11 protein-coding genes are annotated in these 16,776 nt (G+C 69.0%); 7 read left to right on the forward strand and 4 right to left on the reverse strand.

Annotated features, from left to right (window positions below):
* Window positions 1-17 precede the first annotated feature (17 nt).
* From EV643_RS26040 to EV643_RS26050, 3 genes are read right to left on the reverse strand one after another with little or no spacing between them, the layout of a single operon-like run.
* Window positions 18-1,301: an SWIM zinc finger family protein gene (locus tag EV643_RS26040; protein ID WP_133802761.1), complete on the reverse strand. Its 1,284-nt coding sequence runs from the start codon at window positions 1,299-1,301 to the stop codon at window positions 18-20.
* Window positions 1,298-4,177, reverse strand: coding sequence for an SCO1167/SCO6262 family helicase (locus EV643_RS26045; protein WP_133802816.1), 2,880 nt, complete (start codon window positions 4,175-4,177; stop codon window positions 1,298-1,300). Before EV643_RS26045 ends, EV643_RS26040 begins: the two co-directional genes overlap by 4 nt.
* 51 nt (window positions 4,178-4,228) lie before the next feature.
* Window positions 4,229-6,118: an ABC transporter ATP-binding protein gene (locus EV643_RS26050; protein ID WP_202869765.1), complete on the reverse strand. Its 1,890-nt coding sequence runs from the start codon at window positions 6,116-6,118 to the stop codon at window positions 4,229-4,231.
* A 245-nt stretch (window positions 6,119-6,363) separates the two neighbouring features.
* Between EV643_RS26050 and EV643_RS26055 the strand changes: the two genes are divergently transcribed.
* From EV643_RS26055 to EV643_RS26075, 5 genes are all read left to right on the forward strand, one after another.
* The gene (locus EV643_RS26055) at window positions 6,364-7,119 is read left to right on the forward strand and encodes a TetR/AcrR family transcriptional regulator (RefSeq protein ID WP_133802762.1); all 756 of its coding nucleotides are present in this window, start codon (window positions 6,364-6,366) and stop codon (window positions 7,117-7,119) included.
* 79 nt (window positions 7,120-7,198) lie between these two features.
* Window positions 7,199-7,798, forward strand: a complete 600-nt coding sequence (locus EV643_RS26060) for a TetR/AcrR family transcriptional regulator (protein WP_238165805.1) — start codon at window positions 7,199-7,201, stop codon at window positions 7,796-7,798.
* Window positions 7,798-9,531, forward strand: a complete 1,734-nt coding sequence (locus EV643_RS26065) for an ABC transporter ATP-binding protein (RefSeq protein WP_133802763.1) — start codon at window positions 7,798-7,800, stop codon at window positions 9,529-9,531. Before EV643_RS26060 ends, EV643_RS26065 begins: the two co-directional genes overlap by 1 nt.
* An 11-nt stretch (window positions 9,532-9,542) precedes the next feature.
* Complete coding sequence (locus EV643_RS26070) at window positions 9,543-11,573, forward strand: ABC transporter ATP-binding protein (protein WP_370452368.1); 2,031 nt, start codon at window positions 9,543-9,545, stop codon at window positions 11,571-11,573.
* Window positions 11,574-11,823: 250 nt separating this feature from the next.
* Entirely contained in the window at window positions 11,824-12,888 is a 1,065-nt protein-coding gene (locus EV643_RS26075) for a haloalkane dehalogenase (protein WP_202869757.1), read from the forward strand.
* A 272-nt stretch (window positions 12,889-13,160) separates the two neighbouring features.
* Here EV643_RS26075 and EV643_RS26080 read toward each other — a convergent pair whose 3' ends face one another.
* On the reverse strand, window positions 13,161-13,814 hold the full coding sequence (locus EV643_RS26080) for a hypothetical protein (RefSeq protein WP_133802765.1): 654 nt from the start codon (window positions 13,812-13,814) through the stop codon (window positions 13,161-13,163).
* Window positions 13,815-13,988: 174 nt separating this feature from the next.
* Between EV643_RS26080 and EV643_RS26085 the strand changes: the two genes are divergently transcribed.
* Complete coding sequence (locus EV643_RS26085) at window positions 13,989-16,073, forward strand: sensor histidine kinase (RefSeq protein WP_133802766.1); 2,085 nt, start codon at window positions 13,989-13,991, stop codon at window positions 16,071-16,073.
* Window positions 16,066-16,716 carry a response regulator transcription factor gene (locus EV643_RS26090; RefSeq protein WP_133802767.1) on the forward strand — a complete coding sequence of 217 codons (651 nt, stop codon included), beginning with the start codon at window positions 16,066-16,068 and terminating at the stop codon, window positions 16,714-16,716. The genes EV643_RS26085 and EV643_RS26090 overlap by 8 nt, the downstream gene beginning before the upstream one ends.
* The last annotated feature ends 60 nt before the right edge of the window (window positions 16,717-16,776 follow it).

Consider the following 16,776-nt stretch of genomic DNA (forward strand, 5'->3'; position numbering starts at 1 on the left):
TGCCGTCCGCAGCTGAATTACCACTCGTCCTGTACGGCGAACGCTGCCGCCGGGTCGCGATCCGGGGGACCGGCAGGCATCCACTGGTCGCTGTCGAGCCGATACGGATGCCACCGGCCGACCCGGTCCAACCTGAGCTGGCGCCCGCCGGCGGTCAACCTGTTGCCCTCAGCCGTCAGCTCGATCGGATCGTCCGCAGCCGCCTGTACTTCGACCCGGGCGCGCGCCAGCTCCCCGGCCTCCGGCGACCAACTGTTCTCCAGCACGTCGAGCCCCGGCGCACCGCCGTACGACCACGCCTGAACGCCGATCGCGAGTTCAGCCGGCCGCCCGGTCGCCCGCCTCAGCGCTTCGCCCAGCTCGGGATAGTCAGCAGCAAGCCGCACCGCGTCCTGCCACTCGTCCAGCACCCACGGCTCGGCCCCACCCGACAACAACGCACTGAGCTGACCCCGAGCCCGCCGCGCCGCATCCAGCACCAGCAGGGGAAGCAGCACAAGCTCCGCCAACGCCTGCGTCCCACTCACCACAAGGTCATCCAGGCCAACCTTCGTCGGCATCGCGGGCGGCTCAGGCAGAGGGCCGACGGCCGAGGCAAACGCCTCCCCAGCGAGCACGCCGATGGACCCGCGCCGCAATGCACCACCGCCCGCCCCGGGCCCGCCGTGCCCCACTCGGCTCGGCCCGTCAGGGCCGGAGCCCTCATCTGCCGGGGAGATGGCCGCTGCGCGCGGGCCGGCCGACATCCGCTGCTGCAACTCGTCGAGCAGGTCTTCCCGCGATCGGCCTCGCATCAGCAGGAGCACGAACGGGTCTTCGTCGAGCAGCCAGGCCACCTGGTAGCAGAGGCCGGCCGCGTGCTGGCAGGGGAGTTCCCACGAATCACACGTGCACGAAGGATCCAGGTCGCCGATGCCCGGCAACAGCGGGACCCCAGCGTCCCCGGCGGCGTCGACCAGGTCGTGCGGCATCTCGCCGTCGAGGAGCGCCGCGATGTGCCCGGCCCGCGCCCCGACCTGGTCGAGGAACCGCCGCCACTCGTCGTCGCTCAACCGATCGACCAGCACCACCGCGTCGTACGAGTCCTGCGGCGCGTGCACAGTCGCCGCGATCCGGCCCGGGCTGATCGTGATCGTGCCGACCTGCCCCGAGTTCGCGTACCGCCGTCCCTTCCGCAGCTGGTCCGAGTCCAGGGACGTGTCCTCCATCGCCTGCACCCAAGCCCGCGCCCACCACGACTTCCCGCGCGTACTCCGCCCCCGCTGCACCCCGAACGCCGGAAACCCCCGAGCCTCACTCACCGCACACCCCGCAATTCGACGAGGTCGGCTAGTTCGGAGTCGGTGAGCTCGGTGAGCGCGGCCTCGCCTGCGGTCAGCACCGCGTCGGCCAACGCGCGCTTGCTGTTGAGCATCGCCGCGATCCGGTCCTCGATGGTGCCTTCGGCAATCAACCGGTGCACCTGAACCGGCCGCGTCTGCCCGATCCTGTACGCCCGGTCCGTCGCCTGATCCTCCACCGCCGGGTTCCACCAGCGGTCGTAATGCACCACGTGGTCCGCCCGCGTCAGGTTCAGCCCGGTCCCCGCGGCCTTGAGCGACAACAGGAACACCGGCACCTCACCGGCCTGGAACCGCTCGACCATCTCCTCCCGCTTCCGCACCGGCGTCCCACCGTGCAGCAACTGACTCGCGATCCCACGCTCGCCGAGATGCCGCACCAGCAACCGCGCCATCTCGACGTACTGCGTGAACACGAGCACGGCCCCGTCCTCGGAAACAATCGTGTCGAGCAACTCGTCGAGCAGTTCGAGCTTGCCGGATCGCCCGGCCAGCCTCGCTCCGGCCGGTTCCTTGAGGTACTGCACCGGGTGGTTGCAGATCTGCTTCAACCCGGTCAGCAGCTTCACGATCAACCCGCGCCGCGCCATCGCGTCACTCGCCCTTACCGCGTCGAGCAACTCGCGCACGGTCGCCTCGTACAGCACCGCCTGCTCGCGGGTGAGCGACACCGGCTGATCCGTCTCGGTCTTCGGTGGCAACTCGGGCGCGATCCCCGGGTCCGACTTGCGCCGCCGGAGCAGGAACGGCCGGACCAGGTTCGCCAGCCGCCCGGCGACGTCCTCGTCCTTGTCCGCCTCGATCGGCGTCGCCCACCGGCTGCGGAACGTCCCGAGCCGGCCGAGCAACCCCGGCGTGGTCCAGTCGAGGATCGCCCACAGCTCGGACAGGTTGTTCTCCACCGGCGTCCCGGTCAGTGCAACCCGCGCGAGCGCCGGCACGGTCCGCAACGCCTTCGCCGTCCCCGACAACGGGTTCTTCACGTGCTGCGCCTCGTCCGCGACCAGCAGCCCCCACCGATGCGCCGCCAACCGCGCCGCATCCCGACGCAACGTCCCGTACGTCGTGAGCACGAACCCTTGATCCGCGCCATCGAGTGATCGGCCGGACCCGTGGAACCGGCGTACCGGAGTCCCCGGCGCGAACCGCTGAACCTCGCGCTCCCAGTTCCCCAGCAGAGATGCAGGGCAGACGACGAGCGTCGGGCCGCTGGTCTCTTCATCGGTCTGCCGGTGCAAATGCAGCGAGATCAACGTGATCGTCTTGCCGAGGCCCATGTCGTCCGCGAGGCAACCGCCCAGCCCCAGCGAGGTCATCCGCACCAGCCATTGCAGACCGCGGAGTTGGTAGTCGCGCAACGTGGCGTGCAGGGCAGCAGGCGCTTCGATCGGCTCGTCGGACCGGTCCGGGTCCGCGATCCGCGCCCGCAGATCCTCCAGCCAGCGCGTCGGCGTGATCGTTACCTGGCGACCGTCGATCTCGGTGCTGCCGGTCAGCGCGGCGCCGAGTGCGTCGATCGCGGTGACCGGTTTGAGGATCCGCTCTCGTGCCTTCCGGGCCAGGTCGGGATCGACCAGCATCCATTGGTCCCGCAGCCGAACCACGGGCCGGGTCGCCTCGGCCAGCTGGTCCATCTCCGCGTCGGTCAGTGGATCGTTGCCCAGGGCAACCTGCCAGCTGAAGTCCAGCGTGGCGCCGCCGCCGAAGAATCCAGGCACATCCGACGGCGGCCCATCCGCAGACGTGATCGCCGCCCGGGCAGTCAGCGCCCGCCCGAGACTCTTCGGCCAATGCAGATCCACGCCGGCCGCCGACAACCGCTGCGCCCCACCGGCCAGCAGCTCACCGACCTCTTCGTCGGCCAGCTCCATCCGATCCGGTACGACGGCGTCGAGCAGCCGTCCCAACGGTGCCCACACCCTCGCAGCCCGCCGGATCGCCAACGTCGCATCGATCCGCGCCCGCGGCCCGAACCCGGCAACGTCCCGAGCCCACACCTCGTCCGCATCCCGCACCAACATCGGATCCTGCAAGCTGTGCAGCTGCACCACAATCCGAAACCCCCGAGCATCCGCGAGCTCATCGGGGGAGTCCAGCTCGACCCGCAACGAGATCCGTACGCCGGTGTCGAGTCCCGCCGACACCTCATCAGCCCACGACCGCAACCGCCCAGCCTGCTGCGGCGCCTTAGCCGTGAACAACCCGGTCCCATGCGCCTTCACCGCAGCCGGCGACCGAGGCATCCCATCCGCGACGGCGTCCAGAAACTCCCGCACCAACTCCTCGGCCACAGGCATCCGCAGCTCGCCGGCCGCGGTGGCGAGATTCGCTTGGGCACCCCCCGCACCGGCCGCGCCCGGCGTGCTCGCCGTTGTGTTCTGAGGAATCGACCGAGCTTCCAGCGGCATCGCCTCAGCAAGCTGCAGTACTCGCTCGATGTCGGCCGAATCGAGCGGCCCCACCCGCCAGGCGTCGTACCCACCGGGCGATACCCCTGGTAGCAGCCGCCCCCGAGCGACGAGCTGCAACGCAACCAGCGAAGCCGCACCCCAGAACGCAGCGCTCGGATGCGCCCGCTGATCCCGCCGAGCCCGCCCGAGCACCGCCACCGCATCGGCGACCGGCACCTCGACCACCCGCACGGACCGCAGCTCCACATCGGTGCCAGCGGCAACTACCAGGGCCCAGTCCGCATGCTCACCGACGCCGAGGGGGAGCGGACCGCCGTCCGGATCCCAGAAGCCGACCTTCCCTTCCCGCGGCGGATCCGCCGGCCGGAAGACCGCCGCCAACCCCGCAACATCCCTCGGTACTACGGACGCCTCCGCCTGCGTCACCGCTGCCAATCCAGTTCCTTCCTAGCCCCGTGATCACCCTGGTCAGCCATCTCAGGAAGCCCCGACCACAACCGCCTCCGTCGACGAGTCGCCCGGCTGGTCGAACTGGGTTCGGTACAGCTCCTCGTACCGCCCGCCGGCCGCCAGCAGCTCAGCATGCGTCCCGCGCTCGAGCACCTGGCCGTCCTCGATCACGAGGATGAGATCGGCAGCCCGGATGGTCGACAACCGGTGCGCGATCACCACCGCCGTCCGCCCGGCCAGCGCCTCACCCAGCGCGGCCTGCACAGCAGCCTCGGACGTGGAGTCGAGCGCCGCCGTCGCCTCGTCCAGGATCACCACCCGCGGATGCGCCAACAGCAACCGCGCGATCGTCAGCCGCTGCCGCTCACCACCCGACAACCGGTACCCGCGCTCACCGACCACGGTCTCCAGCTGATCCGGCAGCGACCGGATCAGGTCGCCCAACCGAGCCCGGGTTAGTGCATCCCACAACTCTCCCTCGGTCGCCTCGGGCTTGGCCAGCAGCAGGTTCTCCCGGATCGAGTCGTGGAACAGGTGCCCGTCCTGCGTGACCATGCCGAGGGTCGCGCGCAACGATTCCGCCTTCACGTCCCGTACGTCGACGCCAGCGAGCCGCACCGCACCGGAGTCCACGTCGTACAGGCGCGGGATCAGCTGCGCGATGGTCGACTTCCCGGCGCCGGACGAGCCGACCAGCGCGATCATCTGCCCCGGATCGGCCCGGAACGACACCTCGTGCAGCACCTCGACCCCGCCCCGGGTGTCGAGCTTCGCGACCTCCTCCAGCGACGCGAGCGACACCTTGTCAGCCGACGGGTACGCGAACCGGACCTTGTCGAACTCGACCGAGACCGGCCCCTCCGGCACCGACCCAGCACCCGGCTTGTCCTTGATCAGCGGCTCCAGATCGAGCACCTCGAAGACCCGCTCGAAGCTCACCAGCGCGGTCATCACCTCGAGCCGTGCACTCGCCAGCGCGGTCAAGGGGGAGTAGAGCCGGGTCAGCAGCAACGCCATCGCGACGACGGCACCCGCGTCGAGCTGATCGCGCAGCGCGTAGAAACCACCGAGCCCGTAGACCACGGCCAGCGCGAGCGCCGACACCAGCGTCAGCGACGTCACGAACACCCACTGCACCATCGCCGTCCGGACGCCGATGTCCCGCACCCGGCGGGCGCGGACCGCGAACTCCAGCGACTCCCGGGCCGGCCGGCCGAACAGCTTCACGAGCGTCGCGCCCGGCGCCGAGAACCGCTCGGTCATCTGGGTGCTCATGGTGGCGTTGTAGTTCGCCGCCTCCCGCTCCAGCGCCGCCAGCCGGTTGCCGATCCGGCGAGCCGGGATGACGAATATCGGCAGGATCACCAGGGCGAGCAGGGTGATCTGCCACGACACCCCCAGCATCACGACCAGAGTCAGCACCAGCATCACCAGGTTGCTCACCACCCCGGAGAGGGTGTCGCTGAAGGCTCGCTGCGCGCCGATCACGTCGTTGTTCAGCCGGGACACCAGAGCGCCGGTCCTGGTCCGGGTGAAGAACGCGATCGGCATCTTCTGGATGTGGTCGAACACCGCCGTCCGCAGGTCGAGGATCAGCCCCTCGCCGATCCGCGCCGACAGCCAGCGGGTGAACAGTCCGAGCCCGGCCTCGGCGACCGCGATGATCGCGATCAGCCCGGCCAGCCAGAGCACCGTGCTGACCGCCTTGCCGCCGACGATCGCGTCGACCACCCGGCCGGCCAGCACCGGGGTCGCCACCGCCAGCACGGCGGCGCCGACGCTGAGCACCAGGAACGCGACCAGCAGCGCCCGGTGCGGCCGGGCGAACGCGAGGATGCGGGTCAGCGTCGCCCGGGAGAACGGGCGCTTGTCGTCAGAGGCGTGCATCGCGTGGTACATCGATGTCCACGCGGTCATTTCCATGCTCACGGCGCTGCTCCGGATCTTGGTCGGCCAGGGACTGCCGATGATCTCGCCGACCACCGACAGTTTCCGAAGGTAGAACCTCAAGTTAGCTACAGGTCAACCCCGGAACGCATCAACAGCCCTCACTGAGTACGCTGTACGAGGTAACCGCAGGAGTGTAGCCAATCCGGCGACCACGCGCACATGAATAGAGCCGGCGCACCTGAATCCGGCGTACAGGAATAGAGAATTCGGCCATGAACCAGGAGTACAGCGGCGGCGGCGACCCGGCGAAGAGCCTCGAGCTGCTCTGGGGACTGCAGGCCCGGCCGACCCGGGGACCCAAGCCGGCCCTCACGGTCGAGCGCATCGTCGACGCGGCCACCCGGATCGCCGACGCGGAGGGACTCGCCGCGATGTCGATGCGCCGGGTCGCCGACGAACTCGGTGTCGGCGCCATGACCCTGTACCGGTACGTCCCCGGCAAGGGCGAGCTCCTGGACGTGATGCTCGACAGCGCGTACGCCGAGCTGCCGCTCCGCGAGGTGACCGGCGACTGGCGGAAGAAACTGGACGAGGTCGCCCGGGAGAACCGCGAGCTCTACCTCCGCCACCCCTGGATGCTGTACGTCGCCACGAGCCGCCCGCCGCTCGGCCCCGGCGTGATGGCGAAGTACGAGTGGGAGTTGGCAGCCGTCGAGGGGATCGGCCTGACCGACGTCGAGATGGACGCCGCGGTCGCGCTGGTCAACGGCTACGTCCACGGAGCCGTCCGGAGTGCGATCGACGCGAAGCAGGTGATCCAGTCGTCCGGGATCACCGACAAGGAGTGGTGGGAGGCGCACGAACCGTTGCTGGAGAAGATCGGCGACGCGCAGAAGTTCCCGATCGCGTCCCGGGTCGGCACCACTGTCGGGCAGGAGTTCGAGGCGGCGTACGACTCCGAGCACGGCTTCGAGTTCGGCCTTGCCCGAGTCCTCGACGGCATCGCCGCCCTCCTCGCCGACCGCTGACCCACCAACAACGCGGGGTGTGGTGACGTACCGGAAAATGCAGTTGTGAGTGAGTGCTCACTCAGTTAGCCTCGATCGGGTGAGCCCACGTGCGACCCCACTGCCGCCCGACGAGCGCCGCGCGGCCATCGTCAAGGCGGCGCTGCCGTTGCTGGAGGAGCACGGCACCGACGTCAGCACCCGGCAGATCGCCGAGGCGGCCGGTGTCGCCGAAGGCACCATCTTCCGCGCGTTCGGCAGCAAGGACGCGCTGATCGACGCCGTGATGGGGACGGCGTTCGAGGCCGGCCCGCTGATCGAGGCGCTCCGGTCGATCGACCGGACCCTGCCGCTGCGGGACCGGCTGGTCGAGTCGGTCGAGATCAGCCAGACGCGGCTGCGCAGTGTCTTCAAGCTGCTGTTCGCGCTGCGGATGCGTCCAGGGCACTGGCAGCACGACGCCAAGGAGGAGCGCCGGCGCAAGGCCGACGCCGAACAGGCCAACAGCGTCATCGTCGACCTGATCCGCCCGGATGCCGGGCTGCTCCGCTACCCACCGGAGGAAGTCGCGCACCGGATCCGGCTGCTCACCTTCTCCGCCACCCACCCAATGATTTCGGACGGTCGGCCATTGACCGCCGAGGAGATCGTCGACTTCGCACTCGACGGTGTCCGCAAACACCACCCCGGGGACCTCTGATGCTACTTCGCCTGTTGCGTACGCACCTGCGTCCGTACGCCGGCTTTCTGTCCATGGTGGTGGTCCTGCAACTGATCGGGACGATCGCCTCTCTCTACCTGCCCAGCCTGAACGCCGACATCATCGACGAGGGTGTGGCCAAGGGCGACACCGGCTACATCATGCGCACCGGCGGCTGGATGCTGGCCGTCAGCCTGGTGCAGATCATCTGCACGGTCACCGCCGTGTACTACGGCGCCAAGACCGCGGCGTTGTTCGGCCGGGACGTCCGGGCCGCCGTCTTCCACCGGGTCGGGGAGTTCTCCGCCCGGGAGGTGAACCAGTTCGGCGCACCGACGCTGATCTCCCGCAGTACCAACGACGTCACCCAGATCCAGATGCTGGTGGTGACCACCTGCACCATGTTGGTCGCAGCTCCGATCACGATGGTCGGCGGCATCTTCATGGCGGTCCGCGAGGACGTCGGACTGTCCTGGCTGGTCGCCGTCGCCGTACCGTTGCTGGCGGCATCGATCGGCCTGATCGCGTCCCGGATGGTGCCCCAGTTCCGCCGGATGCAGGTGAACATCGACGGGGTGAACCGGGTGCTGCGCGAGCAGATCACCGGTATCCGGGTGGTCCGCGCGTTCGTCCGCGAGCCGCACGAGACCCAGCGGTTCGGCGAGGCGAACGCGAACCTCACCGACACCGCCGTCCGGGCCGGCCGGCTGATGGCCCTGGTCTTCCCGGTGGTGATGTTGATCCTCAACGTCTCCAGCATCGCCGTCCTGTGGTTCGGCGCGTCCCGGGTGGAGAACGGCACGATGCAGGTGGGCGCGCTCACCGCGTTCCTCAGCTACCTGATCCAGATCCTGTTCTCGGTGATGATGGCGACCTTCGTGATGATCATGGTTCCGCGGGCCTCGGTCTGCGCCGACCGGATCAGCGAGGTGCTCGGGACCGAGTCCTCGGTCCGCCCGCCAACCAACCCGGTCAGCACCTTCACCGGACGCGGCGACCTGGTCTTCGAGCACGCCGAGTTCCAGTACCCCGGCGCCGCCGAGCCTGTACTGCGGGACGTCAGCTTCGCCGCATCGCCCGGACAGACGACCGCGATCATCGGTAGCACAGGTGCCGGCAAGACGACCCTGATCTCACTGGTTCCGAGATTGTTCGACGCCACCGGCGGCCTAGTACTGGTCAATGGAGTCGACGTCCGGGAGATCGAACCGGATGCGTTGTGGGAGCGGATCGGCCTGGTCCCGCAACGGCCGTACCTCTTCTCCGGCACGGTCGCCAGCAACCTGCGCTACGGCAACCCGGACGCAGGCGACGACGAACTCTGGGAGGCACTGGAGATTGCCCAGGGCAAGGACTTCGTCGCGGCGATGCCGGACGGCCTCGACTCGCCGATCGCCCAAGGCGGCACCAACGTCTCCGGCGGTCAGCGGCAGCGGCTCGCGATCGCGCGAGCGCTGGTCCGCAAACCGGAGATCTACTTGTTCGACGACTCGTTCTCAGCACTGGACTTGGCGACTGACGCCAGGCTCCGTGCGGCTCTCGCGCCGATCACGGCCGACGCGTGTGTGGTGATCGTCGCGCAGCGCGTGTCGACCATCGTGGACGCTGACCAGATCGTCGTACTGGAGGACGGTGCGGTGGTCGGCAAGGGCACTCATGACGAATTGCTCGACACCTGTCCGACGTACGTCGAGATCGTCGAGTCCCAGCGGTCCGCGGAGGAGGCGGCATGACCGACCAGCAGATGGAAGAGCGGTCGGCCGAGGAGCAGCCGGGCACCGTGAAGGCGACCGAGCGGCCCACGACCGGACGGGCCTTCGGGCCACCCGGCGGGATCCCCGGCGACAAGTCGATGAACTTCGGCCCGTCCGCCAAGCGGTTGCTCGCGCGGTTGCGGCCGCACCGGACGCAGGTGTTCGGCGTGATCCTGCTCGCGATCGCCAGCGTCGGCCTGTCCGTACTCGGCCCGAAACTGCTCGGCCGGGCGACCGACATCATCTTCGCCGGCGCGATCGGCAAGACGCTGCCCGCCGGCGCGACCAAAGAACAGGTGATCGGGGGCCTGCGGGCGCGCGGCGACAACCGGATGGCAGATCTGCTCGGCGGGATCGACCTGATCCCCGGCGTCGGTATCGATTTCGATGCCCTGCGCAACGTACTGCTGCTGGTCCTCGGCCTGTACGTCGGCGCGTTCCTGCTGTCCTGGCTGCAGGGCTACATCCTCAACGGCGTGGTGCAGCGGACGATCCTGGACCTGCGCTCCGAGGTCGAGGACAAGCTGAACCGCCTGCCGTTGAAGTACTTCGACGGCGCGCCGCGTGGTGAGCTGCTGAGCCGGGTCACCAACGACATCGACAACATCTCCACCAGCCTGCAGCAGACGCTGAGCCAGTTGCTCACCTCGCTGCTGACGGTGATCGGCGTGGTCACGCTGATGTTCGTGGTGTCGCCGCTGCTGGCGTTGATCGCGCTGATCACCATCCCGATCTCGATGGTCCTGACCGCGGCGATCGCGAAGCGCTCGCAGACCCGGTTCGTCGCCCAGTGGCGGCACACCGGCGCGCTGAACGCCGAGATCGAGGAAGCGTTCACCGGGCACGAGCTGGTCAAGGTGTTCGGCCGGCAGAAGGAGATCGAGGCCAGTTTCGCGAAGAAGAACGAGGACCTGTACCAGGCCGCGTTCGGCGCGCAGTTCATCTCCGGCCTTATCATGCCGTCGATGATGTTCATCGGGAACCTGAACTACGTGGTGATCGCGGTGATCGGCGGTCTGCGGGTGGCGTCCGGCACGATGTCGCTGGGTGACGTGCAGGCGTTCATCCAGTACTCGCGTCAGTTCACCCAGCCGCTCACCCAGGTGGCGTCGATGGCGAACCTGCTGCAGTCCGGCGTCGCCTCGGCCGAGCGGGTGTTCGAAGTACTGGATGCCGAGGAGCAGGTGCCGGACGACGAGACGCCGGCCAAGGTGACGGAGGCCCGGGGCCGGGTCGAGTTCGAGCACGTGTCGTTCTCGTACAACCCGGACAAGCCGCTGATCACCGACCTGAGCCTGGTCGCCGAACCAGGTCAGACGGTCGCGATCGTCGGTCCGACCGGGGCCGGCAAGACCACGCTGGTCAACCTGATCATGCGGTTCTACGAGCTGAACGGCGGCCGGATCACCCTCGACGGGGTGGACATCACCGAACTCACCCGGCACGACCTGCGCTCCCGGATCGGCATGGTGCTGCAGGACACCTGGCTGTTCGGCGGGACCATCCGCGACAACATCATGTACGGCAACCTCACCGCCACCGAAGAGCAGATGCTGGCGGCGGCGAAGGCAACGTACGTCGATCGGTTCGTGCACAGCCTGCCCGACGGGTACGACACCGTCATCGACGAGGAAGGCAGCAACGTGAGCGCTGGTGAGAAGCAGCTCCTCACCATCGCCCGGGCGTTCCTCGCCGATCCGCAGCTCCTGATCCTGGACGAAGCGACCAGTTCGGTCGACACCCGTACCGAGGTACTGGTCCAGCGGGCGATGGCCGCGCTCCGCTCGGACCGGACCAGCTTCGTGATCGCCCACCGCCTGTCCACCATCCGCGACGCGGACCTGATCCTGGTAATGGAGGACGGCTCAATCGTCGAGCAAGGCAACCACCACCAACTACTCACCGCCAACGGCGCCTACGCCCGCCTTTACAACGCCCAATTCTCCGCAGCAGTCGTCGACATCGACGAGGAGGCAGCAGCAATCACGGCTCCGGTCGGCGCTCCGGCAGCCCGCCCCTAGCCCGTACGGCGAGAGGGAGCGCCACCCGCGATGGGCGGCGCCCCCTTTCGTACCTGCACCACTCAGCAAGCCCCGAGAACGCCCGCTTCGGCATGACGTTCAGGCGGGCGCGGAGGTGATGCCGCGCGTTTACTGAGTGGTGGGCGTCCGCCTACAAGCCTGGTCCCGCGGCTGGCCAAGTCACATTTGGTCGGCCGAGCTCCTCTCAGGGTGCGCAAGAGCGGCACTGACGAAGAGGAGAAGCAACATCGTGATCAGAATCGACGATTCGGCGCGGACGGCGAGCGGCCGCCGCGGATTCCTTGCCGGCGCTGCGGCTGTCGCCGGCGGCCTTGCCCTGGCCCCGAACCTCGACACTGCCAGCGCGAGCACCGAAGGGCCGAAGATCGTTCGTACGCCGGCCGAGCGGTTCGCCGGGCTGCCTGACTATCCGTTCAAGCCCAAGTACGCGCGAATCAGGCTGCGCAGCGGCGAGGAGCTGCGGATGCACTACATCGACGTACGTCCGAGCGATCCGGCCAAGGCATCCGGCGAGACCGTCGTCCTCCTGCACGGCAATCCGTCGTGGAGCTACCTGTACCGGCACGTGATTCCGCCGCTCGTCGCGGCCGGGCACCGCTGCATCGCCGTCGACTTGATCGGGTTCGGCAAGTCCGACAAGGTGATCGACCGGTTCGCCTACACCTACCCGAACCACATCGACTGGCTCGAGCAGGCCCTGTTCCGGCGGCTTGGGCTTCGTGAAATTACGCTCGTCTGCCACGACTGGGGTGGCACCCTGGGCCTGCTCCTGGTGGCGCGGAATCCCACCCGGTTCCGTCGGGTGGTTGCCTCGAACACCGGGCTCCGGGCCGGCGGCCCAGATCTCGGTCCTGGTTGGCAGTACGTCGCCAAGTGGCTGCAGTTCACCCAGCGCACCCAGGACCTCCGGCCCAGCGAGATCGTCGACGGCTTCGCGCTCAAGGCGCTGACCCCGAGGGTCCGGGCCGCGTACGACGCGCCGTACCCGGGCGACGAGTTCCTCCATGGGGTCCGCCGGTTCGCCGTCCTCATCCCGATCACGGCCGAGGATGAGGCGAACCCGATGATCGCGGCCGCCTGGACAATGCTGGAGAAACTCCACACGCCGTTCCTGTGCGTGTTCAGCGCCGAGGACCACGTAAGTCACGGCGACCACTCGGCATTGAGCGACCGGATCCCTGGAGCGCAAGGTCAACCGCACGTCTCCATCCCGAACGCCGCGCACTTCGTCCAGGAGGACCGACCGGCCGAGTTCGGCGCGGCGGTCAACGCCTTCATCCGCTCCACCCGCTGACCTAGAGTCCCGTCTCGGAACACTAGCGCCAGGGCGGATCAGCCGCCAGCCAAGCGGAGGTAGGGATGGGTGTCGGCCGGAGCGAAGGGGAGTCCACCAGCGACTGGTTGGCTCTCGTGGGGCTGGGCGAGAGTTATGATCCCGACGACACCGTTGCTCTGGTGGTTGCGGCGCGGAATGTCCTGGCTCGACTCCAGCCTGAGCCGACCGAGCGCAACTCGACGCTGAGTTGGTGAGGGGTGCCATCCACTGGGATGGCACCCCTCACCAAGTCAGTTCTTCGGGATGACGAGCTCGGGGCGCGCTGCGAGCAGTACGCCGAGGGTCGCGTAGCCGATCAGGAGGTGACCTCCGCCGACCCATCGGGACGCGGCGTCGCCGAAGATGATCATCGACGGGATCGTCACGAACACCCAGCTCTCCGCCACCAGCGGCCACCACCGCAGCAGACCCCGCCAGCGGCCGGTGAACGCGATCTTGATCCCGATCACCATCATCCCGATCATCGACAGCGGCCAGCAGATGTCGAGCACCATCAGCCAGGTGGCGTCCTGCAGACTCGCCGGGAACACCCCGTGCAGGAGCGACCAGACGCTGGCAAGCCCGAGAACGACTGCCTCGACCTTGAGCAGCCCGACCGCCGGCCGGGACAACCCGGTTGCCCGGGTCCGGTACTGAACCGCCAGCAGGCAGAACAGCCCGAGCTGGAACGCGAGCCCGGTCAGATCCCCGATCCGCTCCGGAGTCCCTTCGTTGACCGTGGTGAACGCGAAGATACTCGTCGCCCAAGCCAGCGTCCCCGCGGTCAGCCCGAGCCCCAACCGCCTTACCTTCCGCACCTCGAGCCCCACCGCGGCTGCCCCCACCCGCTGGGCGTCGATCGGTTCCGCCACGTCGGTTCTGACCCGTGCTGGTGTTTCGGTCATTGCCGTTCCTTCCTCCCCTGGAGCACCCTCGTACCCCCTTGGCCACCACTGTCCGGGCCGGTCTGACCCGGGCGGCAGGGGCGGCGGTCCCCGGAACCCGCCCGGAAATGTCCCGGCCCGAGACGGGACAGCTGACCCGCGACGGCGGGACGTCGGCTGGGTGACAATGCAACGGTGACCGAGGTGGGGGAGTCGCGATTGCCCGCGCGAACGAGGTCGGCTGCCTGGGCGCCGATGGCGCTGGCGGCCGTCGCTGCGCTGCTTGCCGCCATCACGGTGGTGCTCGACCTCCGGAACGGTGGGGACATCCCAGTTGCCGCCGAGCTGGATGCAGGCTGGACGGCGGTCCTTTCCGGGCTCGCCCAGACGCTGCCGGGTCTCCTCCTGCTCCACCGGTTGCCGCGGCATCCCGTGGCCTGGGTGCTGACCATCTCCGGTCTGGTATGGATCGTGGACGGCTTCGCGTCCAGCTGGGCGGCGTACGCGGTCTACACCTCGCCCGGTCTGCCGGGGGCGTCCGCGGCGTACTGGTTCTACTCGCGGTTCGGCGCGGTGCTGCTGTTGGGACTGCCGCTGCTCATCCTGCTCTTCCCGGACGGCCGGCTGGTGACCGCTCGGCTCTGGCGCTGGCTGTCCATCGTCAGCCTGGCCCTGACAGCGCTGCTGCCGCTGCTGCTGATCGTGGTCCCGCTGTCGGTGATGACCCGGTACCACGACACCGCGCTGCCGGCGGAGATCGCGGGTCTCGCGCTCGATCCCTTCAGCATCGATCTGCCCTACGCGGTCTGGGAGCCGGTACTACGGGTCGCGTACACGGCCGTGCTGGTCAGTCTGGTGGTGCCGTTCGCCGTGACGGTCCACCGGTACCGCGCGGCCTCGCCCGAGCATCGCGCGCAGATCCGCTGGCTGATGTGGGCCGCGTTGATCGACATGTTCGTTCTGCTCGTGCCGCTGGAGAACCCGCCTGCGGTGCCGGCGATCCTGTTCGGACTGGCGATCGCGCTGACGTCGGCCGCGATCGTGGGGGCGGTCACCAAACACCGCCTGTACGCCATCGATCGGTTGCTACCGGCCACCTTCCTGTACGGCGTACTCGGGCTGCTCGTCGTCGGCGTGGACCTGGCCGTATTCGCCATCGCGGGTGGTGTGCTCGGGGAGCGGGACGCAGCGTTGGCCGCGATCGCGGTCGTCGCCGTCGTCTATGCGCCACTCCGGAGTCGCCTGTGGCGCGCGGTACGGCGGTTGGTGCGCGGGTCGCGGGAGGACCCCTACGCGACGGTGTCGACGTTGGCCGAGCGGCTCGAGTCGGCGGCGGATCCGGATGAGCAGTTGCGGGCCGTCGCGCGGACCCTGGCGGAGGCGTTCCGGTTGCCGTACGTGCGGGTGGAGATCGATCGAGGCCCGGGTCGGCGGGCGATCGTTGAGCACGGCAAGGAATCCGGGCCGGCCATCGCGCTCCCGGTCGGCTACCGCGGCGAGCCCGTTGGGCGGCTCGTCCTCTGCCTCGGGGACGGGACGACCCTGTCCGACCGCGACCAGCGGTTGTTGGGCGACCTGGTCCGGCAGGCGGCGGCCGCCGCGCGCGCGACAGACCTGAGCCTCGAACTGCAGAAGGGCCGGAGCCGGTTGGTGGCGACCCGGGAGGAGGAGCGGCGGCGGATCCGCCGGGATCTGCACGACGGCCTCGGACCGACTCTCGGTGCCGTCGCGTTGCGGATCGAGACGGCCCGGAACCTGGCAAGGTCCGCGCCGGAGGAGGCCGACGGGATGCTGGATCAGGCGACCGTGGAGGTGGCCGCGGTGCTCGCGGACGTGCGGCGGCTGGTCCACGATCTGCGACCGCCCGCGCTCGATGAACTCGGTTTGGTCCGCGCGATCGAGCAGCAGGCGGAACGCTTTCGGCTCGGTGGTCTCCAGGTGTCCGTCGACGCGGCCGCTCTGGGTGCGTTGCCCGCCGGCGTCGAGGTGGCGGCGTACCGGATCGCATCCGAGGCGCTAACGAACGTCGCGCGGCACGCGGCTGCCTCGCGCTGCGACATCGTGGTGCGGCTGATCGACGGACCCGCGCTGGAACTGTCGGTCACCGATGACGGCGTAGGCATCGGCGAGGAGGTCATCGCGGGGGTGGGCATGCTGTCGGTCCGGGAACGAGCCGCCGAACTCGGGGGAGTCTGCAGTGTCAGCTGCCCGCCGACCGGGGGAACCGTAGTACGGGTCCAGTTGCCGCTCGACGCGGTACCGGAGGTCGCGCATGCCTGAGGCGGTGCGAGTGATGCTGGTCGACGACCATCCGGTGTACCGCGATGGGCTGGCCGCGTTGCTCGGTTCACTGGATGGCGTAGAGGTGGTCGGTACCGCGGCGAACGGGCTCGAGGCCGTCGATCGGGCGCGCGAGGTGCAGCCGGACGTGGTGGTGATGGACGTCCAGATGCCCGAGCTGGACGGGATCGAGGCCACCCGCCGGATCACCTCCGACAGCCCACACATCGGCGTGGTCGTCCTCACCATGGCCGAGGAGGACCAGACCCTCTTCGCGGCGATGCGGGCCGGCGCTCGCGGCTACCTGCTGAAGGGCGCGAACCAGGCGGAGATCGTCCGGGCCATCACCGCCGTCGCCCAGGGCGAGGCGATCTTCGGGCCCGCGATCGCGCGCCGGGTCGCCGAGTTCTTCGCCGGTGCCCCGGTGTCGACGCCGACCAGTCCGTTCCCACAACTCACCGCGCGCGAGCACGAGATCCTGACCTTGGTCGCGGCCGGCCGGTCCAACCCGCAGATCGCCGCCGAGCTGTACCTGTCGGCCAAGACGGTCCGCAACAACGTCTCCAACATCTTCGCCAAACTCCACGTCGCCGACCGAGCCGAAGCAATAATCCGCGCCCGCGACGCAGGTCTCGGCCGGTGAGCGTACCTGCACCACTCAGTAAGTCCCACGGATGCGCGCTTCGGCGCGAGGTTCAGGCGG

Origin of the sequence: Kribbella caucasensis (genome assembly GCF_004361855.1) — a bacterium.
Lineage (GTDB): Bacteria > Actinomycetota > Actinomycetes > Propionibacteriales > Kribbellaceae > Kribbella > Kribbella caucasensis.